This window comes from Rhizobium sp. BK112 (assembly GCF_014193215.1).
GTDB classification, from domain to species: Bacteria; Pseudomonadota; Alphaproteobacteria; order Rhizobiales; family Rhizobiaceae; genus Rhizobium; species Rhizobium anhuiense.
Window position 1 is genome coordinate 331,110 of sequence record NZ_JACHYZ010000007.1, and the last position, 24,192, is coordinate 355,301.

Here is a 24,192-nt window from a genome sequence, read left to right on the forward strand (position 1 = left end):
ACAGGCCTGTAAAAATCAGCGAAAATCGAAGCCCTTTCAGCCGGGATGCTGCAAGACGCTGAGACCACCGTCGATCGTCAGGCAAGTGCCATTCATGAACGGGCATTCGTCCGAAATCATGAACACGGCCGCCATGGCGATCTCCTCCGGTGTCGCGATGCGCCCGCCGGGATGCAGCCTCATCGTTTCGGCCTTTGCCGCTTCCGGATCGGGGAAGCTGTTCCAGTAATCGATCACCTTCTGTGTCGAGACATAGCCCGGCGCCAGTGCGTTGACGCGGATATTGCGGGCCGCATATTCGAGACCCAGGGATTTCGTCATCCCGAGCAGGGCGTGTTTTGCCAGCGGATAGGGAAATGTGTGCGGGATGATGGTGAAAGCGTGCGTCGAGGCAATGTTGAGAATGACGCCGCCGCCCTGTTCGATCAGGCCGGGCAGCACCGCCTTGCAGCAGTTCCAGGCGCCCTTGAGATTGATGTCGAAGCAGCGGTTCCATTCCTCGTCCGTCGTCTCGAGTGGTTCGGCAAAGACATTCACCCCGGCATTGTTGACGAGCGCGTTCAGCTCTCCGATCTCTTCCTTCGCCTGGGCCACCAACGTCGTGATCGTTCCGGCATCGGTAATGTCGGCCGGCAGATAACCAAGCCGGCCGCCACTGCTCTGAAGCGCTTTCGCTGCCTTCGCCAGCCGCGCCGCATCGCGATCGACGAGAAAAACGGCGGCATCCTCCCGCATGAAAGCCTTTGCCATCGCAAGACCGATACCCTGCGCGGCACCCGTGATCAGGATGTTCTTGCCATGCAGGCGGCTGCCCATCTATCTCACCTCCGATTGAACCGGCAGTTCCGACATCAGGATCGTCACCGTGCCGGCAAGAGCCTCCCCCGGCGCAAGCCGCCTGAGCCCACCGAAATCGGGCAGGTGGTGGCCGTTCGGCAAGTGGCTCATCGGCTCGAGGCAGAAGAAGTCGCCGCGGGTGACGGGCATATAGAGCATGAAGCGATCGAGCGCACCATCGGCTTCGAGCGCCGCCTGAATTCCAAGTTCCGGCCAGGTGATAGCAGCCCGTCCGTTCCAACCCTCGAAGGCATTGTTCATCCATTTCTGCGGCAACAGCCTGCCGGACCTGAAATCGAAATCATCGGGCACGGGGCCGGGCATATCGGGAAGATGGTCGGGTCGCTCGCTCCAGTAACGATCGGCCGCAACCATCAGCCTCGTCTTTGGCGTCCGCGCGAAGAAGGGATGCTGACCGAGCCCGAAGGGAAGAGCGGTTTCGCCCCGGTTTTCCACGAAAAGTGTCAGCACCAGCGCATTGCCGGCGAGACGGATCTCCTGCCGGGTGAGATAGGCATAAGGTGAAACACTGTCGGCGCCCCGGGAAAAGCAGAACTGCGCGTGCTCCGGGCTCGAGTCTTCAAGCTGCCAGAGGCTGAGCCAGCCATCGCCATGCCGATAGAGCGGATCGGCAGTATTCGGCTGGAAGGTATAGTCGCGATCGGCAAAGGACATGACATTGCCTTCCACGCGGTTGCCCAACGGCACCATCGCGAAATTTGCCATCGTTTCTTCAGGCCCGCCGGCCGCAACGAGAAAGGGCACGCCCCGATATGTTGCGGCGGTGACGGCGGCACCCCGATGGCTGACCCGGACGACGAGGTCGCCGTGCCGCAATTCGATTTCGTCGCCGGCTCTTCCTTGGTTCATCCGCGTCGCCCCGCAGCTGAAGACCTCAAATTGTCGAGCAGCACCGCGATCAGCAGGATCAGCCCACGTACGACATATTGATAGAATGCCTGGATATTCAAGAGGTTCATGACATTTTCGGCAATGCCCATGATCAGCACGCCGACGATCACACCGCTCATCGCCGCCCTGCCGCCGGCCAGCGAAACACCGCCGAGAACGCAGGCCGAAATCACCGAGAGTTCGAGTCCCGTCGCTGCATTCGGCTGGCCGGAGGTGATGCGCGAGGCAAGCAGGATGCCGGCAACGCCGCAGACGAGACCCTGCAGCGCAAAGATCCAGATGCGCATGTTGACGACGTTGACGCCCGCAAGCCGCGAGGCCTCGGGATTGCCGCCGATCGCCAGGGTGTTCTTGCCGAAGACGGTGCGGTTGAGAACGAAACCGAAGAGGATGAAAAGGATCAGCATGATCCAGATCGGCGTCGGCACGGTCAGGAAACGCGACAGGGCAAGCTGGTAGAAGGCAGGATCGTTGATGCCGACGGCGCGACCATCCGAGGCGATCAGCGCCAGCCCGCGCACGATCTGCATGGTCGCCAGCGTGGTGATCAGCGCATTGATGCGAAAGCGGGCGATGACGATGCCGTTGACGAAGCCGACGAGGGCCCCGCACAACAAGGCGGCGAGCAGCCCGAGGGGAATGGAGCCCGTCGCATTCGAGACCATCACCGCGATCATGCCGGAGAAGGCGACGATCGATCCGACCGAAAGGTCGAAATCGCGAGACGCCAGGCAGAACATCATCGTACAGGCGACGATGCCGATCGTGACGACCGACTGAAGCAGCCCCAGCATGTTTCGCTCGGTCAGAAAGTTCGGCACGAAGAGCGAGACGATCACGAAGGCAGCAGTGAAGATCACCACCAGCCCCTGTTCGCCGAGAAGGATTTTTTTCACCGAATGCATCGTCCGTGTTCCCAGTCTTAAATGGTGCCTGCGGCATTCTTGTCGGGGAGCGCCGCCGTCAGGATGCTGCGCTCGTCGAAATCTTGGCGGGCGACATTGGCCGCCACCCTGCCCTGGCACATCACCATGATGCGATCGGAGATGCCCATGACTTCGGGCAACTCGCTTGAAATCACCACGATCGCCATACCGCCGGCGGCAAGCTCGTAGAGGATTTCGTAGATTTCCGATTTCGCCCCGACGTCGATGCCGCGCGTCGGCTCGTCGATGACGAGAACCTGGATGCCCTGCTCGGACAGCCAGCGGCCGAGAATGACTTTCTGCTGGTTGCCGCCGGAGAGATTGATGATGTCCTGCTTGCGCGACGGCGTTCGCACCCGAAGCTTGGCGATGAACTGGTCGGCGAGCGCCGCCTCTTGTCTCAGGCTCAGAATGCCGAAGGGCGAAAAATGCCGGCGCGACGAGATCGCGATATTCTCTTCGATCGATCGGCCCTGGACGATGCCGTCGAACTTGCGGTCCTCGGGGCACAGCACCATGCCGGCATTGATCGCCGCTTTCGGATTGTTCGGCGAAACGGCGACGCCGTCGATCGTCACTTGGCCCTGATGCCGGGCATCGGCGCCGTAAAGCAGCCGCGCCATCTCGCTGCGGCCGGCGCCGATCAGACCGAAGAAGCCGAGAATCTCGCCCTGGCGGACCGAAAAGCTGATCGGGTGGCGCAGCCTCGGCCCCGACAGGCCCTTGACCTCTAGCCGAACGGCGCCGAGCGGACGTTCGCGCCATCCCCAGACATTGCTGATCTCGCGTCCGACCATTTCCGAGATGATCTGTTCGCGCGTCGTTTCGCCGATTTGAGGATGGTGGGCGGCAAGCTTGCCGTCGCGCAGCACCGTCAGGCTGTCGCAAAGCCTGAAAATTTCGTCGAGACGATGCGAGACATAGAGGATGACAGTTCCCTTCGCCTTCAGTGTCTCGATGAGAGAAAACAGGATCTCGCTTTCGCGTGAGGAAAGCGAGGAGGTCGGCTCGTCGAGCGCGATTACCCGTGCATCGAGCATGACGGCCTTGGCGATCTCGACCATCTGCCGCGCGCCGATCGAAAGTGAGGCAACCTTGGCCGCGGGATCAACTTCGATGCCGATCTCTTCCAGCTTCGTGCGCACCGTCTCGATCAACGTCTTCGAATGGATGACGCCGCCCTTGGCCGGAAAGCGCCCAAGCCAGAGATTTTCGGCGACCGTCAACTCCGGAACGAGCTGTAGTTCCTGATGGATGACGATGACGCCGGCATGGAAGGCGTCGCGGACGGAGCCGTATTTCTGCTCCTCGCCGTCGATGAGGATGGTGCCGCTATCGGCGGCCTGGTCGCCTGACAGCACCCGGATCAGCGTCGATTTACCGGCGCCGTTTTCGCCCATCAGGCCGTGGACGGCGCCCTTCTCGACAGGGAAGGAAACATCCGCCAGCGCCTGCACGCCGGGATAACCCTTGGAAATATTGTTGAATTCGAGGAAAGCCATCGTCGCTCCGTCGAGAAAGACCCGGCGGCGCTGAGCGGCCGCCGGGCATATATCATCCTCAAAGGACGATCACTCGATGCCAAGATCCTTGCGAACCTTGTCGTAATCGCCGCGCAGCGCCAGGGAACCGGCGGTCAGCGTCAGTTTTGCCGGCTCCTTGCCGTTGGCGATCCAGTCATACATGTTGAGCGCCGTCTCATAGCCGTGACGCTTCGGTGAGATGATGACGGTGCCGAAGAAGCCCGTCGCAGCCGGCTTCTTGAATTCGTTGATCGCCGATTCCGCGCCGCCGATGCCGACACCGATGACGTTGGCCGCCGGAATGCCGACCGACTCGGAGGCACGGACGGCGCCGAGAACGGCTTCGTCGTTGAGGCCGAAGGCGACCCAATATTTCACATCGGCATGTTTGTTGAGAACGGTGGTTGCCGCATTGAGCGCCGCTTCCGTGTCGGTCTTTGCCTGCGGCGCGTCATAGATGTTCTCGGCCGGGAAGCCGGCGGACTTCAGCACCGAGATCGCCCCTTCGACGCGGTCGACGGCAGTCGGTAGCTGGTCGTAGGAGACCCGCACCGCACCGACATTTTTCATATCCCAGCCGCGCTTCTTGATTTCGTCGACGATGGCCTGGCCGACGGTCTCGCCGATCTTGGTGGCAGAAATGCCCATATGCGGTACGTCTTCCAACGGCTTGCCATCGGCGCTGACGAGGCGGTCGTCGACCGTCATCAGCTTCAGTTGGTTGGCTTCAGCCTTGGCGACGATGCCGGGGCCGAGTTTGACGTCGGGCGTGCAGATGATGAAGCCCTGCGCACCCTGGGCGCCGAGATTGTCGATCGCCGACTGCACCTTCTCGCCGTCTTCGGCGCCGATCTTGACGACGGTGAAGCCTTTTTCCTTGGCGGCCTGGTCAGCGAATTTCCATTCGTCCTGGAACCACGGCTCCTCGGGCTGCTTGACGATGAACCCAATCTTGACGTCTGCGGAAAATGCCGAGCCGGCCGCCAGAATGGCGAAAGTGCCAGCCAGGATGGCTGCTTTGAACAAGCGCATGTCTCTCTCCCTGAACTCTAAAAACCGAGCAGCTGCCTCCCCGGCAGCGCCCTATGAATTATGATAAATCATCATACCAGTCAATTGCCAATGTATGATGATTGGAATAATAGGATTATTGACGAGAGGCCGGGAGGAAGCGTCGCAAAGCGGATCGAATTCGGATAATGAGGTTCGATTGCTTCGCGCCGGAGATAGAGCGGAGAGGTGAGTTGGAAACAATCGAGCGACAGGACGCGGCCGAAAAGCGCCGACCGCGCGTAGGCCGCAACGTCACGGCGGCGATCGCTCAGGATATCTGCGCGGACCGCTATCCCTCAGGCACGCCGCTGCCGCGCGAGAACGACCTGTGCGAGCTCTACGGCGTCAGCCGCACCGTCATTCGCGAATCGCTGAAGGTGCTGGAATCAAAGGGCCTCGTCCGCGGCAAACCGCGGGTCGGAACCACCGTCTGCGACCGGGACGACTGGAATATACTCGATGCCGACGTGCTCGAGTGGATCGGCCCTTACATCAAGGATTTCGACCTGCTCGGCTGCATTCTCGAAGCCCGCCGCACCATCGAGCCGGCAGCTGCGGAATATGCCGCCGAGCGGGCCAGCGCCCAGGAGATCGCCGATCTCGACAAGGCCTGGCGGCAGATGCGCGACAGTGCCCGCGACCCGGAAAGCTTCACCGAGGCCGATGTCATGTTCCATACGGTGCTGCTCACCGCCAGCCACAACCAGGTCTTCCGCCGCCTGTCGAGCGCCATCCATGCGGCGCTGAAATATGCGCTGCATGCCTCCAACATCGCCGTCGAGAATCGCGAGGATGCGGTCATCGTTCACGGCCAGTTGGTCGAGGCCCTGCGCATGCGCGACAAGGCGGGCGCCCGCGAATGCGCCAACCGCATGCTCGATCTTGCGGTGCGCGACCTTGCCGCCGCCGAAAAGGCGATCGGCAGAACGAAATGATGGATCACCACCTGCGGACATGCCGATCGCAAACCCGGGAAGAGACTGAAAGACAGCGATGAAGATCACCAAACTCACCACTTATATCGTGCCGCCGCGCTGGCTGTTTTTGAAGGTCGAGACCGACGAGGGCATCGTCGGCTGGGGCGAACCGGTCGTCGAGGGCCGGGCGCTGACTGTTCAGGCGGCCGTCCACGAACTGGAAGACTATCTGATCGGCAAGGATCCCTTCCTGATCGAGGACCACTGGACCGTGATGTATCGCGGCGGCTTCTATCGCGGCGGCGCCGTTCATATGAGCGCGATCTCGGGCATCGACCAGGCGCTCTGGGACATCAAGGGCAAGGCGCTCGGCCAGCCGATCCATTCGCTCCTCGGCGGCCAGCTCCGTGATCGTATCAAGGTCTATTCCTGGATCGGCGGCGACCGTCCCTCGGATGTCGCCAACAATGCCAGGGAGGTGGTTGCCCGCGGTTTCAAGGCGATCAAACTCAATGGCTGCGAGGAGATGCAGATCGTCGACACCAACGAGAAGGTGGAGAAGGCAGTCGAAACCATCGCCGCCATCCGCGAAGCGATCGGCCCGCATATCGGCATCGGCGTCGATTTCCACGGCCGTGTGCACAAACCGATGGCGAAGGTTCTCGCCAAGGAGCTCGATCCCTACAAGCTGATGTTTATCGAGGAGCCGGTGCTTTCGGAAAACAAGGAAGCGCTGCGCGATATCGTCAACCATACCTCGACGCCGATCGCGCTCGGCGAACGGCTCTTTTCGCGCTGGGACTTCAAGCAGGTTCTGTCCGACGGCTATGTCGACATCATCCAGCCGGATCTCTCCCATGCCGGCGGCATTACCGAATGCCGCAAGATCGCGGCGATGGCCGAAGCCTATGACGTGGCGCTGGCGCCGCATTGCCCGCTCGGCCCGATCGCGCTCGCCGCCTGCCTGCAGGTCGATGCCGTCAGCTACAACGCCTTCATCCAGGAACAGAGCCTCGGCATCCACTACAACAAGGGCAACGACATCCTCGACTACATCTCCAACAAGGAGGTGTTCCACTATGCCGATGGTTTCGTTTCGATCCCGCAGGGTCCCGGCCTCGGCATCGAGGTCGACGAGGCTTATGTCATCGAACGCGCCAAGGAGGGCCATCGCTGGCGCAACCCGATCTGGCGGCACGCCGACGGCAGCTTCGCCGAGTGGTGAGAGCGCATAACCCCGAAAATCGGAACCGATTTTCGGAAAGGATTATGCGCCACTCAAAGTGATTGGGCCGCTCAAAGCGGCCTTTTTTCGTTCACCGTGTAGGATATCGCGTGTCTCCTCCGTCATAGTGGAAACTCAAAGAGGAGATTTCATGATGGCCAGAGCAATCGCAATCATCGTCGCGCGCATCATCTTCAGTTTTGTGTTCTTCATGGCCGCCGGCTTCAAATTCGCCGATATCGCCGCGACGGCGGGCTATATCACCGCCGCAGGCTTTCCGATGGCGACATTCCTGGCCTGGGTCGCCGCCTTCTTCGAGATCGCGCTGGCGCTTGCCCTCATATCGGGAGCCTTCTTCACCGAGGCCAGCCTGCTCGCAGGCATCTATGTGATCTTCCTCGCCTTCGCCTTCCACGGCCCATCCCATTGGCAGCAGAACCAGGCCGAGTTCGGCTTCTTCATCGATCACTTTACCTTCCTCGCCGGCCTGCTCTTTGCCGCCGTCCATGGGCCGGAGAAATGGGCGTTGAACCACAGCCTCCTCAGATAGCCCGAACGACCGGCGCTCCTTGCGGAACCAAACAACCGCGCCGAACATTGGCTTACCGGCAAAACGGCAAGGAGAGCCCATGGAACTGAAAGGAAAGATCGCATTGGTGACAGGCGCCGGTTCGGGCATCGGCAAAGCCGCCGCCTTGCGGCTTGCCGCCGAGGGAGCAAGGGTCGCAGCATTGAGCCGCACAGCGGAAGAAGTCGAGAAAACCTGCGCCGAGATCGAGGCCGCCGGCGGCCAGTCGATGGCGTTGACGGCAGATACAAGCGACGAAGCTCAAATGCGGGGCGCCGTGAAGCAACTGACCAACACCTTCGACGGCCTCGACATCGTTGTCGCCAATGCCGGGATCAACGGAGTCTGGGCGCCGATCGATGATCTGCAGCCGGATGAATGGGACAAGACCATCGCCGTCAATCTGCGCGGCACCTATCTGACCCTGCATCTGGCGGTTCCGCATCTGAAGCGCCGCGGCGGTTCGATCGTCGTCGTTTCGTCCATCAACGGCACCCGTACCTTCACCACGCCGGGCGCCACCGCCTACACCGCAACCAAGGCCGGCCAGGTCGCCATGGTCCAGCAGCTCGCCCTCGAACTTGGTCGGCACGGCATTCGCGTCAATGCCGTCTGCCCCGGCGAGATCGAGACCAATATCGGCGCCAACACGAACAGCCGCCATCGCGAAGAGACCGAGGTGCCGGTCATCTGGCCGCAGGGGGATATCCCGATCGCCGGCGGCAGGGCAGGCAAGAGCGAGGACGTCGCCGAAACCATCCTCTTCCTCGCCTCCGACCGCGCCCGACACATCACCGGCACGCCGATCTGGATCGACGGCGGTCAGGGTCTGCTGCGATAGTCCTTGCCGATTCTGCCGCGGTCAGCCGTTCAGCCGGGCGCTTTCCAGCGTATAGAGCTGCTGGGCGCGCTGTACGCCGCGCAATGCGTAACGCCCGATGCAGGCGAGTGTCGCGCGCTCCTCCTCCGGGATCGCCGAGGCGAAATCGGAGGACATCAAGAGGTTGAGATCGACCGAGCGGCAGATCGAGGCGATGCGGCTGACCTCGTTGACGGCAGGGCCGATGACGGTAAAGTCCAGCCGGTCCTGGCTGCCGATATTGCCGTAGAAGACGTCGCCGATATGCAGGCCGATATAGACGTCGGTCGCGGCCCGGCCGGCCGCCCGGCGTTCATCATTCAACGTGCCGAGCTTTTCCCGCAGAAGGGATTCGGCGCGTAGGGCCGCGGAACAAGCCTCCGCCGGAACCTCGCCCTTGAAGATCGCCAGCACGCCGTCGCCGATCAGCTTCAGCACGTTGCCGCCGGATGCGTGGATCGCCGTGATCACAGCCTCGCTGTAGTCGTTGAGCAGCGGGATGATCTCCTCCGGCGGCACGCTGTCGGAGATCTTGGTGTAGTTCAGCAGATCGGAAAACCAGAGTGCTGCGGAAATCCGCTCCGATTTGCCGCGGCTGATCTTGCCTTCCATCACCTGGCGCGCGGCGTCTTCGCCGAGATAGACCTCTGCGATGGTGCGGGCGATGCGTCCAAGCGCGATGCATTTGATCGCCAGCCCCAACACCGGCACCAGCTTGCGCAGGATGGCAAGGTCGTGATCGGAAAAGCCCTCAGGATGTTTCGTCGCGAAATGCGAGAAGAAGCAATCCATCTCGCCGATCGTGCCAGCCTCGGAAAAACGATGCATCATCGCCACGAAATCCGTGTGGCCGGCTTCAGCGATCGTATCGAGCAGGCTGAAATCGATCGGATCGCCGAAACCGAGACGCCGGCGGATCTCCCGCTCGTTGCGAGACCAAAGATGATAGAAAGCCGAACGCTGCCAGTTCGACGCCGCTTCCCCCGAGCTCGTCGGACCATATTCGAACTCTGTCTGGATCTCCTCGACGCTGTCCCAGCGGAAAGCACGGCCCTCATGCACCGGATGCAACGTATCCATCAGCGCCAGACCGCGGTCGAGCGGCAGGCCGGCATTACGACAGGCCGCGCAGAAACCGGTCATGAGCTCGGCTTCGGAAACGCCCTTCAGTCCCTGCTCGGTCACCCAGGCTGCAATCGTGCTGACGTCGCTGTAATCCATGGCGCTCACCTTCACTCGTGCTTGGTCTGAGCTGTAGCCCGAATTCGGCATGGAAGGAAAGTCAATTGGCTCAATTGCCCGCGGGCATATTGTAGGGCGTGATGATTTCGACCGTTGAAAGCGAGGGCGAAACCGCCCGCCCCGATGCTTGTGCCCGGCTCATGATCGCCCTGAAGGCCGAGCGCGCATCGGTTCTGAGATCGTGATGCAGCACGAAGCCGATCCGACGCGCGGCAAGCAGGGCGCGATTATCGGCATCGAGATCATGGGCGACGAAGACGCGGACGGGACGTTGGGCCGCATCGAAGGCCGAAAGCACCGCCCGGTTGCCACCGCCGATCGAATAGACGGCGTTGATGGCGGGATCGGCGGCAAGCGCCGCCGCCGCAAGCGTTCCCGTGGCGGCATCGGTGCCGTGCCCCTCGCTGATTTCAGTAATGCCGATGTCGGGATAATGGGCACGGATGCTGCGACGAAAGCCGATTTCGCGCTCTTCCTCGCCGCGGAACCGCCCGCTCGACAACGTCACCAGCACCTTGCCGCCATTGTCCCCGAGGAATTCGCCGATCAGATAGGCGGCGGTCTCTCCCGCCGCCCGGTTGTCGGCGCCGGCATAAGCGATGCGGGCCGAATTCGGCAGGTCGGTCACCAGCGTCACCACGGGAATGCCCGCCGCATCCGCCCGCGCAACTGAAGCAGCCACCTCGGCAACGTCAGGCGCCTTGAGCACAATGCCGTGCGTACCACGCAGCCGGATGCGATCGAGAAGCTGCACCAGTTCGGCCGGCTTCATCACCTCGGCGAAATGGAACCGGCAGCGGAAGACGCCGGGCAGGAAGGCCGCCATCTCCGCTTCGAAGGCATTGCGCACCGCATCGCTGAAACGCTGTGGCGTCTCCATGACGATATCGATCGCCAGCACACGCCCGCTGCCCATCGCCCCCGCCTGCTGCTTCTCCAGCTCAGCGATCGCCGCCTTCACCCGCATCTCCGTCTGCCGACGCACGCCCGGCCTGCCGTTCAGCACCCGGTCGACGGTCGCGGTGCTCAGGCCTGCCTGGAAGGCGATGTCCTTGACGAGAAAGCGATGGACCATGGCCGGGCCTTGATGGTTTTTTGATGGATTTCTGATCTATATCACCTGGCATCGCGGCGTATAGTGCCTCCATCGGAAAGAGGGAGGAGCCCGCCATGAAAACCGACAATCCGCAGAAACTGCGCGCCGACCGCGTCTGGCTGACCGAAGAGGCCTGCGATCTCGACGATTTTCGCGACCTTGCGGAAAAAACGACGGTGCTTGCCGATTACCCCGCAGCGTCTGCGGTCGAAAAAAACGTGCTGATCTATGACAGCCGCAAGGTGATGGCAGCCGCCGCAACGCCGGAAGGCCGGCGCGCCGTGTTGGCGGAAATCTGCGAGGTCTTCGGCGAAGGTCCTGGGGTCGTCGTGTTCAAGCGCGCTTACGAAGACACCGGCATCATCGACCGCGCCAGCACGATCTTCGATGCGATCATCGAGGAGCAGCACCGCACCGCGACCGGCGGCGGCGATCACTTCGCCAAGCCTGGCGCCAACGATCGCATCTGGAATTCGCTGGAAAAACATTGCCTCGCCGATCCGGCAAATTTCGCCGAATATTACGGCAATCCCATCATCGTGCTGGCAAGCGAAGCCTGGCTCGGCCCGAGCTACCAGATGACGGCGCAGGTCAATCGCGTCAATCCGGGCGGCGCGGCGCAGTCGGCGCATCGCGATTACCATCTCGGCTTTCAGTCGTCTGCGGTGATCGAGCAGTTTCCGGCGCATGTGCATCGGCTCTCGCCGGTACTGACACTGCAGGGCGCGGTCGCCCATTGCGACATGCCGCTCGAAAGCGGCCCGACGCTCTTTCTGCCGCACAGCCAAACCTATGTGCCCGGTTATCTCGCGCTGAAACGGCAGGAGTTCCGCGATTATTTCGAAACCCATCATGTCCAGATGCCGCTCGAAAAAGGCGACGTCGTCTTCTTCAATCCCGCCCTTTTCCATGCCGCCGGCACCAACCGCTCGGCCGACATCAAGCGTGTCGCCAACCTCCTGCAAGTCTCCTCCGCCTTCGGCCGGGCGATGGAAACCGTCAACCGCGAGAAGATGAGCGCCAGGCTGTTTCCCGCCTTGAAGAGCTTGCAGGAAAAGCTCTCGCCTGATGAAATCGCCAACGCCGTCGCCGCCTGCGCCGAAGGTTATTCCTTCCCGACCAATCTCGACCGCGACCCGCCGCTCGGCGGACTGGCGCCGAAGACACAGGCGCAACTGATGCACGAGGCGCTGAAGGAAGGCTGGAGCGACGAGGCCTTTACCGCAGCACTTGCGGCGCAGGCGCAGAAGAAGCTGAGCTGATTGGAAGCGTAAGTCTCTTGTATCCGTACTGACACAAGCCTCCCGCATCCGCGGGAGGCCATTCGCACATCATCACAACGGAGGAACCACATGAGCACAGACCACGGCCGTCTCGACGGCAAGATCGCCATCATTACGGGCGGCACGCAAGGCTTGGGCGCCACCATCGCCCGCCTCTTCGCCGAGCGCGGCGCAAAGGGCATCGTCATCTGCGGCCGCAACGAAGCCAAAGGTAATGCGAAGGCCGCGGAGATTTCGGACGTGACCGGCGCCAGGGTCGTTTATGTGAAGGCCGACCTCGGCAAGGTCGAGGAGGCGCAGAATGTCGTGCGCGCCTGCGATGAGGCCTTCGGCCGTGTCGACGCGCTGGTCAATGCCGCCGCCATTACCGATCGCGGCACCATTCTCGATACCAGCCCGGAGCTCTTCGACGCCATGTTCGCCGTCAATGTGCGCGCGCCGTTTTTCCTGATGCAGGAAGCGATAAAGGTGATGCGCCGCGAAAACATCGAAGGCACCATCGTCAACATCGGCTCGATGTCGGCCAAAGCCGGCCAGCCCTTCATCGCCGCCTATTGCGCCTCCAAGGGCGCGCTGGAAACGCTGACGAAGAACACCGCCTACGCGCTGCTGCGCAACCGCATCCGCGTCAATGGTCTGAACATCGGTTGGATGGCCTCCGAAGGCGAGGACCGGATCCAGCGCGAATATCACGAGGCACCGGCCGACTGGCTGGAGAAGGCGGCGGCAAGCCAGCCCTTCGGCCGTCTCGTCGATCCGCACGAGGTGGCGCGCGCCTGCGCTTACCTGTCGTCTTCCGAATCCGGCCTGATGACCGGCTCGGTCATCTGCTTCGATCAGTCGATCTGGGGCGCCTACGACGGCTCGCCGCATCCGGTCGCAGCCCTCTGAGAAAGGCAGAGCCCGGCAATTCCGTCGCTGGGCTCTGGCACCTCCAGGTTTTTGCCGCTAGGAAAAGAACGGCAGCATTCAGGGAGGAAACTGGCATGGGCGACAATCCGATTTATGAGATCCGCGACGAACGCTTCGGTGCAATGATCATCGGCAGCGCCGCCCTCGAGGAGCTTTATTCCGGCTGCCGCTGGACGGAAGGCCCGGTCTGGTTTTCCGACCTGAACTGCCTTCTCTGGAGCGATATCCCGAATGAACGGATGATGCGATGGACACCGGATGGGACGGTCTCCGTCTTCCGTTCACCGTCCAACTACGTCAACGGCAATACCCGCGACCGGCAGGGCCGGCTGGTCTCCTGCGAACATGGCGGCCGCCGCGTCACCCGCACCGAGACGGACGGCACCATCACCGTTCTCGCCGACAGCTATAGGGGCAAGCGGCTGAATTCGCCGAACGACGTCGTCGTGCACTCCGACGGCGGGGCCTGGTTCACCGATCCGACTTACGGCATCCTGTCGGATTACGAGGGCCACAAGGCCGAGCCCGAGCAGCCGACCCGCAACGTCTACCGGATCGATCCGGCAAGCGGATCGATCGACGCCGTCGTCGAAGATTTCATCCAGCCGAACGGCCTTGCCTTCTCGCCCGACGAGACGAAGCTCTATATTGCCGATTCCGGCTCGGCAAAACATGACGTGCCGCGCCATATCCGCGTTTTCGACGTCATCGACGGCAGGAGGCTTGCGAATAGCCGTTACTTCTGCAGCCTCGACGTCGGCAATCCCGACGGCTTCCGCTTCGATGTCCAAGGCAATCTCTGGACGAGCGCCTCCGACGGCGTCCACTGCTTTTCGCCCGAGGGAACGCTGCTCGGCAAGATCAGGGTGCCGCAGACGGTGTCCAACCTCACCTTCGGCGGCCCCAAGAAAAACCGGCTCTTCATCACCGCGACGCGTTCGGTCTATTCGATTTATATCAAGACGACCGGCGCACAATATCCATAGGTCAGGCCTTCAGCTGTCGGGACGCCCATGCAGCGGCTCGGCCCGATGCCAGTTTTCCAGGATGCGGCCATCTGTGTGTTTCTGCTGCGCCCAGCGGATGCCGTTCGAGATCACCTTATGCACGATCTTGTCGTGATAGATCGGGTAGGTTTCGTGGCCGGGGCTGAAGAAGAAAATGCGCCCGCGCCCGCGCTGGAAGGTGCAGCCGCTGCGGAACACCTCGCCACCGGAATACCAGGAGATGAACACAAGCTCGTCCGGCTGCGGAATATCGAAGGGCTCGCCGTACATTTCCGAGGCATTGACCTCGAAATAGGGCGGCAGTCCCTCGGCGATCGGATGCGAGGGATTGACCACCCAGACGCGTTCGAGGTCGCCATCCGGCGTCTCGCGCCAGGAAAGGTTGGCGTTGGTGCCCATCAGCCGGCGGAAGAGCTTGGAATGATGGCCGGAATGCAGGACCAGCAGGCCCATACCCTTCAGCACACGCTGCTGCACGCGGTCGATCAGCCCGTCGCTGACCTCGTCATGCGCCATATGCCCCCACCAGAGCAGCACGTCGGTATCATCGAGCACGCTGTCCGGCAGGCCTTCATCGGGATCATCCAACGTGCCGCGGCGGATTTCGAAATCCGGATGGGCAATACCGGCGGCGATCGCGCCGTCGATACGGTCGGGGTAGATCTCCTGGACCTCCCTGTGGAGCTGTTCGTGGCGTCCTTCGTTCCAGATGGTGACCTTGATTGTCATGGCATTCCTCGATGTTTGGGCGATGGTTCAGGTGTCAGGCAGTTGCCGGACGGATCACTCGGCCGGCGGAATCGAACACATGGCAGGCAGCGGGATCGGCCATCAGCGGCACGCGGTCGCCCGGCCGCACCGCGATATCGCCTTCGGCGCGCACCACGATCGGTTGCTGCGGCGAGCCGACGGTCATGTAGGTCTCGACGCCGAGGCGCTCGACGATGACCACCTCGGCGGTGAAATTTCCCCGCCCCTCCGGCGCGATCTTCAAATGCTCCGGCCGGATGCCGAGCTTGGCCTCGCCCTGCGGCACGACCCCGTTCGCATCGGCAAGATCGAGCGAAAGCCCGATCGGGCTGTCGAGATGCAGCCTGCCCGCTGAGGCCTGCGTCGCGGTGACCGGGATGACATTCATCTTCGGCGAGCCGATGAAGGTCGCGACAAATTCATTCTCCGGCTGATGGTAGAGCGCCATCGGCGCCCCCGCCTGTGCCACCAGGCCCTTGTTCAGCACGACGATGCGGTCGGCCATCGTCATCGCCTCCACCTGGTCGTGGGTGACGTAGACGACAGTTGCCTTCAGCTCGCGGTGCAGACGCTGCAGCTCGGCGCGCATCTGCACGCGTAGCGCCGAATCGAGGTTCGACAGCGGCTCGTCGAACAGGATCAGCGCCGGTTTCTTGATGATGGCCCGGCCGATCGCCACGCGCTGGCGCTGGCCGCCGGAGAGGGCGGCCGGGCGGCGGTCGAGATAGTCGGTGAGCTGCAGGATCTCGGCGACACCTTCCACCTGCCGGCGGATTTCCGCCTCCGGCACTTTTTTGAGACTGAGGGAGAAGCCGATGTTTTCGGCAACGCTCATATGCGGATAGAGGGCATAGGACTGGAACACCATGGCGATGCCGCGCTTGTCCGGCGGCACGTCGTTGATGCGCTTGCCGTTGAGGATGAGGTCGCCTTGGTCGATACCTTCGAGGCCGGCGATCATGCGCAGCAGCGTCGACTTGCCGCAGCCGGAGGGGCCGACGAAGACCGCGAATTCGCCGTCTTCCACGGTGATGTCGACGCCTTTGATGACCTCGAGCGCGCCGTAAAATTTGCGAACGTTTCTGAGATTGATCATCTGTTTCTCTTTCTTGATCTCAGCCCTTCACGCCGCCCGAGAATGTCTGGACGAGGAAGCGCCGCGCAAAACCGAAGGCAACGACGGCAGGCAGCAGGTAGATGAAGGCCAAAGCCGTCAGCAGGCCGTAATCGATCTCGTTGATGCGCAGGAAGGCGCGGAAGAGACCGAGCGGCAGCGTCTGCAGCTCCGGCGACGACAGGAAGATCAGCGGCAGAAGGAAGTCACCCCAGGCCGACATGAAGGCGAACAGCCCGGCAGCCGCCAGCCCCGGCAGCGCCAGCGGGATCAGCACCCGGCGGATGCGCTGGATGAGAGTCGCCCCATCCATCAGCGCCGCCTCTTCGTAATCCCTCGGCAGCCCGTCGAAGAAGGTCTTCATGATCCAGAGCGCCAGCGGCAATTGCATGGTCGCCAGCACCAGGATCAGCCCGAGATAACCGTCGATGAAGCCGGTCCAGCGCATGATGTCGCGGGCATAGCTGCCGAAGATCGGCCTGAGCACTGCCGCTTCCGCATTGTTCAGCGTCAGCAGGAACTTGTAGAGCGGCACGACCAGCGCCGTCGGCGGCAGCACCCGGATGAGCAGGATCGCATAGAGGAAGGGCAGCTTCCACCAGGCCCTGGTGCGTGACAGCGCATAACCGCCGAGCCCGGCAAGCACCATGACCAGCAGCGTCGCACCGCCGACCACGAAGAGCGAGTTGAACAGCCACTTCGCCCCGTCCTCCTTTGTGAAGACCTTGATATAGTTGGCGAAGGTCCACTGCTCCGGCCAGTGCAGGAAAAGCTGCGCATTGCCGTCGAGAGAGGCGAGCAGCACCCAGAAGAAGGGAACCGCGCAGAAGATCGAGATCAGCGACAGCGTCGCATAGGCGATGAGGTCGGAGCGCCCCTTGTTTGCGGTCTCGCTCGGAGAAATGACGGTCATGTCATACCTCCACCTTCATGGCCCGGACATAGGCGATGCCGAGGATTAGCGAGATGACGAGCGCGACGACGGCGACCGCCGCACCATATCCCAGCTGGAATGCCGTAAAGGACTGGTTGTAGATATAGATGCTGACGACCTCGGTCGCCCCGCCCGGCCCGCCGCGCGTCAGCGCATAGACGAGGCCGAAGACGGCGATGGTGGAGACGGCCGAGATCAGCATATAGAGCAGGATTGTCGGCATCATCAGCGGCAGGGTAATGCGGCGGAACATCTGCGACGGTGTGGCGCCGTCCATGCGCGCCGCCTCGTAGATCTCCGCCGGAATGGTGCTGAGGCCCGCGGTCAGGAGAATCATCGCCGTGGCGATGCCGCGCCAGGTGTTGACGACGATGATCATCGACAGCGGGAAGACCTGCAGCCAGTCGGCCGGCGTGACGCCGAAGAAGCTGACGATGCGGCTGAGCGTGGCATTATCGCCGCCGGCCAGCATCGAGATCCACATGAAGCCGGCGACGACTTCGGGAGCGGCATTCGGCAGCAGGATGATCGACGAGAACACCCGCCGGAAACGGATCGGCCGGCGCAGCGCCATTGCCGAGATCAGGCCGAGCACGAACTGGCCGATCACCGCTGAACCGATGACGAAGACGAAGGTGACGAACAGCGCGTTCCAGAATTTCGCGTCGTTCAAGAGCCGCGTGTAGTTCCTGAGACCGACGAAGCGGGGCCGAAGTGCGGCCGCCCCGGTCAGCGCCTCGTTGGTGAAGCTCAGATAGACGGAATAGAGGGCCGGATAGATGACGAAGGCCAGAAGCAGCACCAGCGAGGGCAGCAGGATCAGCAGCCACTGCCGCTCGGCGCGCTTTTCATGAGAGTTTCGGGCCATGCAAGCTCACAACCTTGTCGAATGAAGCCGGCTTATCGAATGAAAGAGAAGACGCGGGCGATGCCGCCGCGTCCCCGTTCGCTGGGAAGGAAAGCGGAGGCTTACTTGACCATGTCGTCGCCGAGGGTTTCCTTGACGTAGTCGACAAGGATCTTCTGGGCGCCGGCAGCGTCGGTCTCCTTGCGCAGCAGCGCTTCGGTGGCCCGCGCCACACCTTCCGAGACCGTGCCGAAGCCGGAGGCCTGCTTCAGGAACACGCCGTTCCCGGCCGCCGCATGGATCGGAACCAGTTCCGTCAGCTTCTGGAACTCGGCATTGTCGGCCGCGTCCTTGCTGGCGGGAATGTTGCCGATGCGGGCGGCGTAGGAAACCTGCGTCTCGATCGAGCCGATCTCCATCAGCGCCTTGATCGCCAATTCGGTGTTGGCCGACTTGGAATTAACCGCCCACGGCGCGGCGAGATTGGCAAGCACATACTGACCGCTGCTCTGGCCCGGGACTGTCCAGGTGCCGACCACCTTCGTCACGTCGGGAATCGGATTTTTGCTCTCGCGGCCCCAGTCGAAAATATAGCACCAGGAGCCGCAGGTGGTGGCGGCAAGCTTGCCTTCCGGGAACATCTGGTACTTCGGCACGACCCAGGGCTCGGGTCCGAGCAGCGGCTGCGTCGGCATCAGATCCTTGTCGATCAGTTCCTTGTAGACGTTGAAGACATCCTTGATGCCTTCGCCATTCAGATCGAGCTTGCCGTCGGCATCGACGAGCTGCGGCGTCTTCGAACCGACGAGCAGGTGCTGGAAGCCTTCGTCGAAGGCACCGCTTCCCCAGGAAACGCCGGCCGGGAACAGCAGGCCATAGGCGCCGGTCTTCTGCTTGATTTCGGCGGCACGATCGAGAAGCTCCTGCCAGGTCTTCGGCTGTTCGGTCGAGATGCCGGCCTTTTCGAGAACGTCCTTGCGATAATAGATTTCCTGGATGCCGAGCATGAACGGCATCACATAAGTCTCTCCGTCCGGGCTGACGGCGAGGTCCTTGGCGACATCATAGAGGTTGGCGTAGCCATCCCAGGCCTTGAACTCCTTGGTCACAGGCGCGAGGTAGCCGGCTTCCACCATGTCGGCGACGGCTGCCGTCGTCGGGATGGAGAACAGGTCGGGGGCGTTGCCGGCGCCGAGCTCCGTCAGGAGTTTCGTCAGGTAATCCTTGTCCGGCGCCGGATATTCGATGACCTCGACGGTGACGCCGTATTTCTTTTCGATCCGCTCGACCGTCGACTTCATCGCGTCGATGCCGGCCTGACCGTGATTTGCAATTCGGATTGTTTCAGCCTGCGCCAGCGTCGAAACCGCGCTCAGCAGAACGGCGCACAGGCCGCCAAGAACCATCTTCTTCAACGGAAGTCCTCCCTTTTTTAGAGACACGGCGCCCTCCAGCACCGACCGCGAAAATGTACACGCATTCCCAATGCTGACAAGACGGTTTTTAAAAAGATTCGTTATTGGGTTTTAATATACTGATATTACTTATCTAATTAAATATTGCCATCACTGTAACGTTTGTGTAATCGTGTGCACAAATGCAATCAGGGAGGAAATTTCATGACTGGGAAATTGCGCCTCGGCGTCATCGGTGCCGGCCTGAAGGCGGCGGAATATGCCGCGAGCTGGGTCAAGATGCCGGAGATCGAATTTGCTGCACTCGCCGACACCACGGCGGCTTCGCGCCAGCGCCTGCTCGACGTCTGCCTCGCCGCCGGCGCCCCCGAACCGAAGAGCTTCGAGGACTATCGTGAGATGCTCGGCCAGTGCCGGGACGAACTCGACATCGTCTACATCTCCACCCCGCATGCCTTCCATGCCGAGCAGGCAACTGCCGTTGCCGAGGCCGGCCTCGACCTCTTCCTCGAAAAGCCGATGGTGACGACCGTCACCGAGGCCGAGAGGCTGATCGCCGCGCAGAAGAAGAGCGGCGTCACCATCGTCACTGCCTTCCAGGGCGGCCTCTCGCCGCTGGTGCTCGACACGCGCCGGCGGGCGCTCGCCGGCGAATTCGGCGAACTGATCGCCATATCGGGCATGATCTGGGAAAGCTGGTCGTCGAACTATCATGGTCATTGGAAACAGCAGCCTGAAATTTCAGGCGGCGGCTTCATGTTCGATACCGGCGCCCATATGATGAACACCGTCTGCCTGCTCGCCAATTCCGATTTCGACAGCGTTTCGGCCTACATGAACAACCACGGCAGGCAGGTCGACATCGCCACCGCCGTCTCCGCCCGGCTGAAAAACGGCGCGCTGACGACATTGACAGCCGCCGGCGAAGGCCCTCCGGGCTGCGCTTCCTACATCACCTTCTTCTATTCGAAGGCGATCGTGCGCATCGATGCCTGGGGCGGCTGGCGCGAGATCAGCCTCGGGCGGAGCGCCGAGCCGCGCGAGGAGGCCGAGATTCTCGGCAATCCGATGAAAAATTTCCTCGCCATTCGCGCGGGAAAGATGGAAAACTCCGGCTCCGTTGAAATGGGCCTCAGATTCGCTAGGCTATGGGATGCAATCAAGGAATCGGCAGCGGCCGACGGCGCTTCCGTCAGGATCGTCGCCCGATAGGCGCTGAAGATGGGCGGAATGAACAGACGGCGGATCACTTCGAAGGAACTGGCGAAACTCGCCGGCGTCTCCTCCGCCACCATTTCCCGCGCCTTCTCCCCGGATTCACGCATCGGCAGCGCCACCCGCGATCGCATCCTCGCCGTCGCCCGTGAACATGGCTACCAGCCGAATGCGATCGCCCGCTCGCTGAACAACCAGCGCTCGCGCCTCGTCGCCCTGGTCGTCAATGCGATCGGCAACCCCTGCGAGGCCGAGGAACAGCAGCTTCTCGTCCACCGCCTGCAGGCAAGACAATTGCTGCCGATCATCCTCTGCTGCGCCGATCATTCCGACCGGCTGCAGCTGATGCGCCTTGCCTCCACCTATCAGGTCGATCACGTCGTCGTCTTCTCCGACATGGTGTCGATGCAGGATGCCGTCGACATCTTTCACACGACGAAGCCTATCATCGTCTCCTTCGAGCCGCTCGACAACGAAAACGTCTCCAGCATCCGCATCGACGGCTCTGGGGCCGCCGACGAGATCATCGACAAGATCGTCCGCGACGGCAAGAAGCGTTTCGCCTACCTCTCCGGCACCAATTCAAGCTGGATCGACAAGCTCAGGCGCAAATGGTTCGCCGATGCGCTCGCCAAGCGCGGCCTCTCTTTCGAGGCGCAGGCCTTCGGCGACTATTCCTATGATTCCGGCTTCAAGGAAGCCGTGCTGCTGCTGCACCGGAACAAAGTCGATGCCATCATCTGCGGCAACGACGTCATGGCGATCGGCGCACGCGATGCCGCCCGCCGGGTGATCGGCAAGAACACGCCTGACGATATCGCCATCGTCGGCCAGGACGGCATCGCCATGGCCGCCTGGGATTGCAACGACCTCACCACGCTGAGCCTCGACCACGTCGCCTTCATCGATGCCGTCGTCGAACTGATCGAACGCCATGACGCCGAGATCGAAGGCCCGCACAGCATCACACTCACCTGCACCGCCCGCTGGGGCTCGACCGCATAGCGGCACACATCCATTGCATCGAGGAGGAATACCGATGACCAGATTTTCACGCGCCGAAGGGCGCCGCAATGTCCCTGATGCCGTAAGCTGGAGAGCCTGAAATGCGTTCCGTCGTCTCCTTCAATGAAGGCTGGAGTTTCCATGAGGGCTTCGGTCAGCGTTTGCTCGAATCTTTCGATGCCGCCAAATCAGTCAGCCTGCCGCATACCGCCGTCGAACTGCCCTTCAACTATTTCGACGAAACCAGCTATCAGCGCGCCTTCACCTATCAGAAGGTGCTGCGCTGGCTGCCGGAGTTCGAGGGGCGCGAGGTCTCGCTCGTCTTCGACGCCGCCATGGCCGACAGCGTCGTCTATCTGAACGGCGAGGAAATCGTCGCCCATAAGGACGGCTACACGCCCTTCGAGGCCCGCCTCACCGGCAGGCTCGTCAGGGGAGAGAACCTCGTCACCGTCAAGATCGACGGCAGCGAGAACCCGGCCATTCCGCCTTTCGGCGGCCGCATCGATTATCTCACCTATGCCGGCATCTACCGCGACGTCTGGCTGAAGGTCACCGACCCGGTATCGATCCGCAATCTCAAGATCGAAACCATGGACGTTCTTCGCCCGGAGAAATCGGCAACCGTCCGCGTCGATATAGCCAATCCCGAGAGCCGCAGCTTCTCGGCGACCGTCACCGCCACGCTGAAGCAGGCAGACGGCACGGTGGTCGCCACCGCCGCCACCGAAACGATCGGCAGCCGCACCACGCTCTCTTTCGGCGGCCTCACCGGCATCACCCTCTGGGACATCACCGATCCCACACTCTATGACGTCACCGTCGAACTCAGGACCGAGCACGGCTCCGACCGTGTCTCGACCCGGTTCGGCTTCCGCACCGCCGAATTCACGCCGGAAGGTTTCCTCTTGAACGGCAAGCCGCTGAAGCTGCGCGGCCTCAACCGTCACCAGGCCTTCCCCTATGTCGGTTATGCCGCCGGTCGCTCCGCCCAGGAGCGCGATGCCGACATCATGAAGACGGTGCTGAAGTGCAATATCGTCCGCACCTCGCATTATCCGCAGTCGAAGTGGTTCCTCGACCGCTGCGACACGATCGGCCTGCTGGTTTTCGAGGAAATCCCCGGCTGGCAGCATATCGGCGATGCCGATTGGCAGCAGGAATCGATCGAGAACGTCCGCCGCATGATCGAGCGCGACTGGAACCACCCCTCGATCATCATCTGGGGCGTGCGCATCAATGAATCGCAGGACAATCACCATTTCTACGCCGAGACCAACAGGCTCGCCCGCGAGCTCGACAGCACCCGCCAGACCGGCGGCGTGCGTTATATCACCGAGAGCGAACTGCTCGAGGACGTCTACACGATGAACGACTTCATCCTCGGCAACGAGGAACTGCCGGGCGCCAACCGCCCGCGCACGACGCTGCGCGGCCAGCAGGAAAATACCGGACTGTCCCACAAGGTGCCGTACCTCATCACCGAGTTCAACGGCCACATGCACCCGACGAAGATTTACGATCAGGAGCAGCGCCAGGCCGAGCATGTACGCCGGCACCTGGACGTGCTGAACGCCGCCTACGGCGATGCCGATATATCCGGCGCCATCGGCTGGTGCATGTTCGACTACAACACGCACAAGGATTTCGGCTCCGGCGACCGCATCTGCTATCACGGCGTCATGGACATGTTCCGCGAGCCGAAATTCGCGGCCTATGCCTATATCAGCCAGTGCGATCCATCAGACGAGATCGTCATGAAGCCGGTGACCTTCTGGGCGCGCGGCGAACGCAATATCGGTGGCGTGCTGCCGCTGATCATCCTGACCAACTGCGACGAGGTGGAGCTGCAATATGGCGCGCTTTCCAAACGCATCGGCCCGGACCGCGAAAACTACCCGCATCTGCCGCATCCGCCCGTCGTGCTCGACCATCGCCACTTCACCGCCGATGAGCTCGGCACCTGGGGCCTCGAATGGATCGACGGCACCTTCACCGGCTATATCGACGGCCAACCGGTGGCCAGCCTGACGCTGGCGGCCGATCCGTTGCCGACGACGCTTGAGGTCGTTGCCGACAGGTCGACGCTCAGAGCCCGCGAACGCGACAGCACACGCGTCATCATCCGCGCCCTCGACCAGAGCGGCCAGCGCCTGCCCTTCATGAATGACAGCATTTCGCTGAAGGTGCACGGCCCGGCAAGGATCGTCGGCCCGACCACTGTGCCATTGCAGGGCGGCACATCAGGCTTCTGGCTGGAGGCGACGGGCTTCACCGGCGAGATCACCGTCGAAGTCGTTTCTACACGTTTCGCACCGGTGACAACAAGCGTGACGGCCGCCTGACGGCCATCACCCGATCCTGGCCTGTGTTTGCGGATCGAAGAAGACAGCCTTATCGAGATTGAAGGCCAGTCGGGTTGTCTGGCCAGGTGCAATGCCGGCATCGGCGCGCAGCCGGGCGACGACGGATTTGCCGCCGAGCTTGGTGACGGCGAAGGTGTCGGAGCCGGCCGGTTCGACGACTTCGATCAGGCAGTCGCCCTCGCTCAG

At 62.1% G+C, this 24,192-nt stretch carries 22 protein-coding genes and 1 pseudogene; 10 read left to right on the plus strand and 13 right to left on the minus strand.

All coding sequences use genetic code 11. From position 1 onward, the window contains the following. Window positions 1–36: 36 nt before the first annotated feature. The 5 genes from FHT75_RS21060 to FHT75_RS21080 all read right to left on the minus strand — a co-directional run bounded on the left by FHT75_RS21060 (window position 37) and on the right by FHT75_RS21080 (window position 5,230). Window positions 37–816, minus strand: a complete 780-nt coding sequence (locus tag FHT75_RS21060) for an SDR family oxidoreductase (RefSeq protein WP_047616204.1) — start codon at window positions 814–816, stop codon at window positions 37–39. Beyond that, window positions 817–1,707: an aldose 1-epimerase gene (locus FHT75_RS21065; RefSeq protein ID WP_063475268.1), complete on the minus strand. Its 891-nt coding sequence runs from the start codon at window positions 1,705–1,707 to the stop codon at window positions 817–819. Continuing rightward, window positions 1,704–2,654, minus strand: a complete 951-nt coding sequence (gene araH / locus FHT75_RS21070; protein ID WP_047616201.1) for an L-arabinose ABC transporter permease AraH — start codon at window positions 2,652–2,654, stop codon at window positions 1,704–1,706. Before araH ends, FHT75_RS21065 begins: the two co-directional genes overlap by 4 nt. Before the next feature lie 17 nt (window positions 2,655–2,671). Next, on the minus strand, window positions 2,672–4,177 hold the full coding sequence (gene araG, locus FHT75_RS21075) for an L-arabinose ABC transporter ATP-binding protein AraG (RefSeq protein ID WP_063475267.1): 1,506 nt from the start codon (window positions 4,175–4,177) through the stop codon (window positions 2,672–2,674). A 69-nt stretch (window positions 4,178–4,246) separates the two neighbouring features. Next, complete coding sequence (locus tag FHT75_RS21080) at window positions 4,247–5,230, minus strand: arabinose ABC transporter substrate-binding protein (protein ID WP_063475266.1); 984 nt, start codon at window positions 5,228–5,230, stop codon at window positions 4,247–4,249. Between the two features lie 212 nt (window positions 5,231–5,442). Between FHT75_RS21080 and FHT75_RS21085 the strand changes: the two genes are divergently transcribed. From FHT75_RS21085 to FHT75_RS21100, 4 genes are all read left to right on the plus strand, one after another. Next, window positions 5,443–6,186 carry a FadR/GntR family transcriptional regulator gene (locus FHT75_RS21085; protein ID WP_047616196.1) on the plus strand — a complete coding sequence of 248 codons (744 nt, stop codon included), beginning with the start codon at window positions 5,443–5,445 and terminating at the stop codon, window positions 6,184–6,186. A gap of 58 nt (window positions 6,187–6,244) precedes the next feature. Continuing rightward, window positions 6,245–7,393 carry a galactonate dehydratase gene (gene dgoD, locus FHT75_RS21090; protein WP_047616194.1) on the plus strand — a complete coding sequence of 383 codons (1,149 nt, stop codon included), beginning with the start codon at window positions 6,245–6,247 and terminating at the stop codon, window positions 7,391–7,393. A 154-nt stretch (window positions 7,394–7,547) separates the two neighbouring features. Beyond that, the gene (locus tag FHT75_RS21095; RefSeq protein ID WP_063475378.1) at window positions 7,548–7,943 is read left to right on the plus strand and encodes a DoxX family protein; all 396 of its coding nucleotides are present in this window, start codon (window positions 7,548–7,550) and stop codon (window positions 7,941–7,943) included. 79 nt (window positions 7,944–8,022) lie between these two features. Then, window positions 8,023–8,802, plus strand: coding sequence for an SDR family oxidoreductase (locus tag FHT75_RS21100; RefSeq protein WP_047616659.1), 780 nt, complete (start codon window positions 8,023–8,025; stop codon window positions 8,800–8,802). A gap of 21 nt (window positions 8,803–8,823) precedes the next feature. Here FHT75_RS21100 and FHT75_RS21105 read toward each other — a convergent pair whose 3' ends face one another. Both FHT75_RS21105 and FHT75_RS21110 read right to left on the minus strand, forming a co-directional pair. Continuing rightward, complete coding sequence (locus tag FHT75_RS21105; RefSeq protein WP_063475265.1) at window positions 8,824–10,041, minus strand: adenylate/guanylate cyclase domain-containing protein; 1,218 nt, start codon at window positions 10,039–10,041, stop codon at window positions 8,824–8,826. Window positions 10,042–10,111: 70 nt separating this feature from the next. Further along, a complete protein-coding gene (locus FHT75_RS21110; RefSeq protein ID WP_063475264.1) occupies window positions 10,112–11,137 on the minus strand; it encodes a LacI family DNA-binding transcriptional regulator in 1,026 nt (341 codons plus the stop codon). Window positions 11,138–11,232: 95 nt separating this feature from the next. Here FHT75_RS21110 and FHT75_RS21115 point away from each other — a divergent pair, with 95 nt between their 5' ends. From FHT75_RS21115 to FHT75_RS21125, 3 genes are all read left to right on the plus strand, one after another. Beyond that, entirely contained in the window at window positions 11,233–12,420 is a 1,188-nt protein-coding gene (locus FHT75_RS21115) for a phytanoyl-CoA dioxygenase family protein (RefSeq protein WP_063475263.1), read from the plus strand. Between the two features lie 90 nt (window positions 12,421–12,510). Next, on the plus strand, window positions 12,511–13,332 hold the full coding sequence (locus FHT75_RS21120) for an SDR family oxidoreductase (RefSeq protein WP_063475262.1): 822 nt from the start codon (window positions 12,511–12,513) through the stop codon (window positions 13,330–13,332). A 95-nt stretch (window positions 13,333–13,427) separates the two neighbouring features. After that, a complete protein-coding gene (locus tag FHT75_RS21125; protein ID WP_063475261.1) occupies window positions 13,428–14,339 on the plus strand; it encodes an SMP-30/gluconolactonase/LRE family protein in 912 nt (303 codons plus the stop codon). A gap of 9 nt (window positions 14,340–14,348) precedes the next feature. Here FHT75_RS21125 and FHT75_RS21130 read toward each other — a convergent pair whose 3' ends face one another. The 5 genes from FHT75_RS21130 to FHT75_RS21150 all read right to left on the minus strand — a co-directional run bounded on the left by FHT75_RS21130 (window position 14,349) and on the right by FHT75_RS21150 (window position 19,420). Continuing rightward, entirely contained in the window at window positions 14,349–15,089 is a 741-nt protein-coding gene (locus FHT75_RS21130) for a ThuA domain-containing protein (protein WP_063475260.1), read from the minus strand. A 34-nt stretch (window positions 15,090–15,123) separates the two neighbouring features. Then, the gene (locus tag FHT75_RS21135) at window positions 15,124–16,206 is read right to left on the minus strand and encodes an ABC transporter ATP-binding protein (RefSeq protein ID WP_183845180.1); all 1,083 of its coding nucleotides are present in this window, start codon (window positions 16,204–16,206) and stop codon (window positions 15,124–15,126) included. Window positions 16,207–16,225: 19 nt separating this feature from the next. Continuing rightward, window positions 16,226–17,137 carry a carbohydrate ABC transporter permease gene (locus tag FHT75_RS21140; protein ID WP_063475258.1) on the minus strand — a complete coding sequence of 304 codons (912 nt, stop codon included), beginning with the start codon at window positions 17,135–17,137 and terminating at the stop codon, window positions 16,226–16,228. A 1-nt stretch (window position 17,138) separates the two neighbouring features. Further along, a complete protein-coding gene (locus FHT75_RS21145; RefSeq protein ID WP_063475257.1) occupies window positions 17,139–18,026 on the minus strand; it encodes a carbohydrate ABC transporter permease in 888 nt (295 codons plus the stop codon). A gap of 101 nt (window positions 18,027–18,127) precedes the next feature. Beyond that, a complete protein-coding gene (locus FHT75_RS21150; protein WP_028757114.1) occupies window positions 18,128–19,420 on the minus strand; it encodes an ABC transporter substrate-binding protein in 1,293 nt (430 codons plus the stop codon). A gap of 204 nt (window positions 19,421–19,624) precedes the next feature. Between FHT75_RS21150 and FHT75_RS21155 the strand changes: the two genes are divergently transcribed. The 3 genes from FHT75_RS21155 to FHT75_RS21165 all read left to right on the plus strand — a co-directional run bounded on the left by FHT75_RS21155 (window position 19,625) and on the right by FHT75_RS21165 (window position 23,985). After that, window positions 19,625–20,632 carry a Gfo/Idh/MocA family protein gene (locus FHT75_RS21155; RefSeq protein ID WP_028755628.1) on the plus strand — a complete coding sequence of 336 codons (1,008 nt, stop codon included), beginning with the start codon at window positions 19,625–19,627 and terminating at the stop codon, window positions 20,630–20,632. A gap of 9 nt (window positions 20,633–20,641) precedes the next feature. After that, on the plus strand, window positions 20,642–21,640 hold the full coding sequence (locus FHT75_RS21160; RefSeq protein WP_028755627.1) for a LacI family DNA-binding transcriptional regulator: 999 nt from the start codon (window positions 20,642–20,644) through the stop codon (window positions 21,638–21,640). Between the two features lie 101 nt (window positions 21,641–21,741). Beyond that, window positions 21,742–23,985 (plus strand): glycoside hydrolase family 2 protein, encoded by a 2,244-nt coding sequence (locus tag FHT75_RS21165; protein WP_183845179.1) that lies wholly within the window; start codon window positions 21,742–21,744, stop codon window positions 23,983–23,985. Window positions 23,986–23,991: 6 nt separating this feature from the next. On the opposite strand, the pseudogene FHT75_RS21170 reads toward FHT75_RS21165, so the two are convergent. Then, window positions 23,992–24,192 (minus strand): annotated as a pseudogene (locus FHT75_RS21170) (sugar ABC transporter ATP-binding protein); the annotation flags it as partial.

Coding starts and splice junctions, on each gene's coding strand:
- FHT75_RS21115 (WP_063475263.1), top strand. CDS start 11,233: ATGAAAACCGACAATCCGCAGAAACTGCGCGCCGACCGCGTCTGGCTG.
- FHT75_RS21105 (WP_063475265.1), bottom strand. CDS start 10,041: ATGGATTACAGCGACGTCAGCACGATTGCAGCCTGGGTGACCGAGCAG.
- FHT75_RS21130 (WP_063475260.1), bottom strand. CDS start 15,089: ATGACAATCAAGGTCACCATCTGGAACGAAGGACGCCACGAACAGCTC.
- FHT75_RS21135 (WP_183845180.1), bottom strand. CDS start 16,206: ATGATCAATCTCAGAAACGTTCGCAAATTTTACGGCGCGCTCGAGGTC.
- FHT75_RS21095 (WP_063475378.1), top strand. CDS start 7,548: ATGGCCAGAGCAATCGCAATCATCGTCGCGCGCATCATCTTCAGTTTT.
- FHT75_RS21100 (WP_047616659.1), top strand. CDS start 8,023: ATGGAACTGAAAGGAAAGATCGCATTGGTGACAGGCGCCGGTTCGGGC.
- dgoD (WP_047616194.1), top strand. CDS start 6,245: ATGAAGATCACCAAACTCACCACTTATATCGTGCCGCCGCGCTGGCTG.
- FHT75_RS21110 (WP_063475264.1), bottom strand. CDS start 11,137: ATGGTCCATCGCTTTCTCGTCAAGGACATCGCCTTCCAGGCAGGCCTG.
- FHT75_RS21065 (WP_063475268.1), bottom strand. CDS start 1,707: ATGAACCAAGGAAGAGCCGGCGACGAAATCGAATTGCGGCACGGCGAC.
- FHT75_RS21155 (WP_028755628.1), top strand. CDS start 19,625: ATGACTGGGAAATTGCGCCTCGGCGTCATCGGTGCCGGCCTGAAGGCG.
- FHT75_RS21145 (WP_063475257.1), bottom strand. CDS start 18,026: ATGGCCCGAAACTCTCATGAAAAGCGCGCCGAGCGGCAGTGGCTGCTG.
- FHT75_RS21060 (WP_047616204.1), bottom strand. CDS start 816: ATGGGCAGCCGCCTGCATGGCAAGAACATCCTGATCACGGGTGCCGCG.
- FHT75_RS21165 (WP_183845179.1), top strand. CDS start 21,742: ATGCGTTCCGTCGTCTCCTTCAATGAAGGCTGGAGTTTCCATGAGGGC.
- FHT75_RS21125 (WP_063475261.1), top strand. CDS start 13,428: ATGGGCGACAATCCGATTTATGAGATCCGCGACGAACGCTTCGGTGCA.
- FHT75_RS21140 (WP_063475258.1), bottom strand. CDS start 17,137: ATGACCGTCATTTCTCCGAGCGAGACCGCAAACAAGGGGCGCTCCGAC.
- FHT75_RS21160 (WP_028755627.1), top strand. CDS start 20,642: ATGGGCGGAATGAACAGACGGCGGATCACTTCGAAGGAACTGGCGAAA.
- araG (WP_063475267.1), bottom strand. CDS start 4,177: ATGGCTTTCCTCGAATTCAACAATATTTCCAAGGGTTATCCCGGCGTG.
- FHT75_RS21120 (WP_063475262.1), top strand. CDS start 12,511: ATGAGCACAGACCACGGCCGTCTCGACGGCAAGATCGCCATCATTACG.
- FHT75_RS21080 (WP_063475266.1), bottom strand. CDS start 5,230: ATGCGCTTGTTCAAAGCAGCCATCCTGGCTGGCACTTTCGCCATTCTG.
- araH (WP_047616201.1), bottom strand. CDS start 2,654: ATGCATTCGGTGAAAAAAATCCTTCTCGGCGAACAGGGGCTGGTGGTG.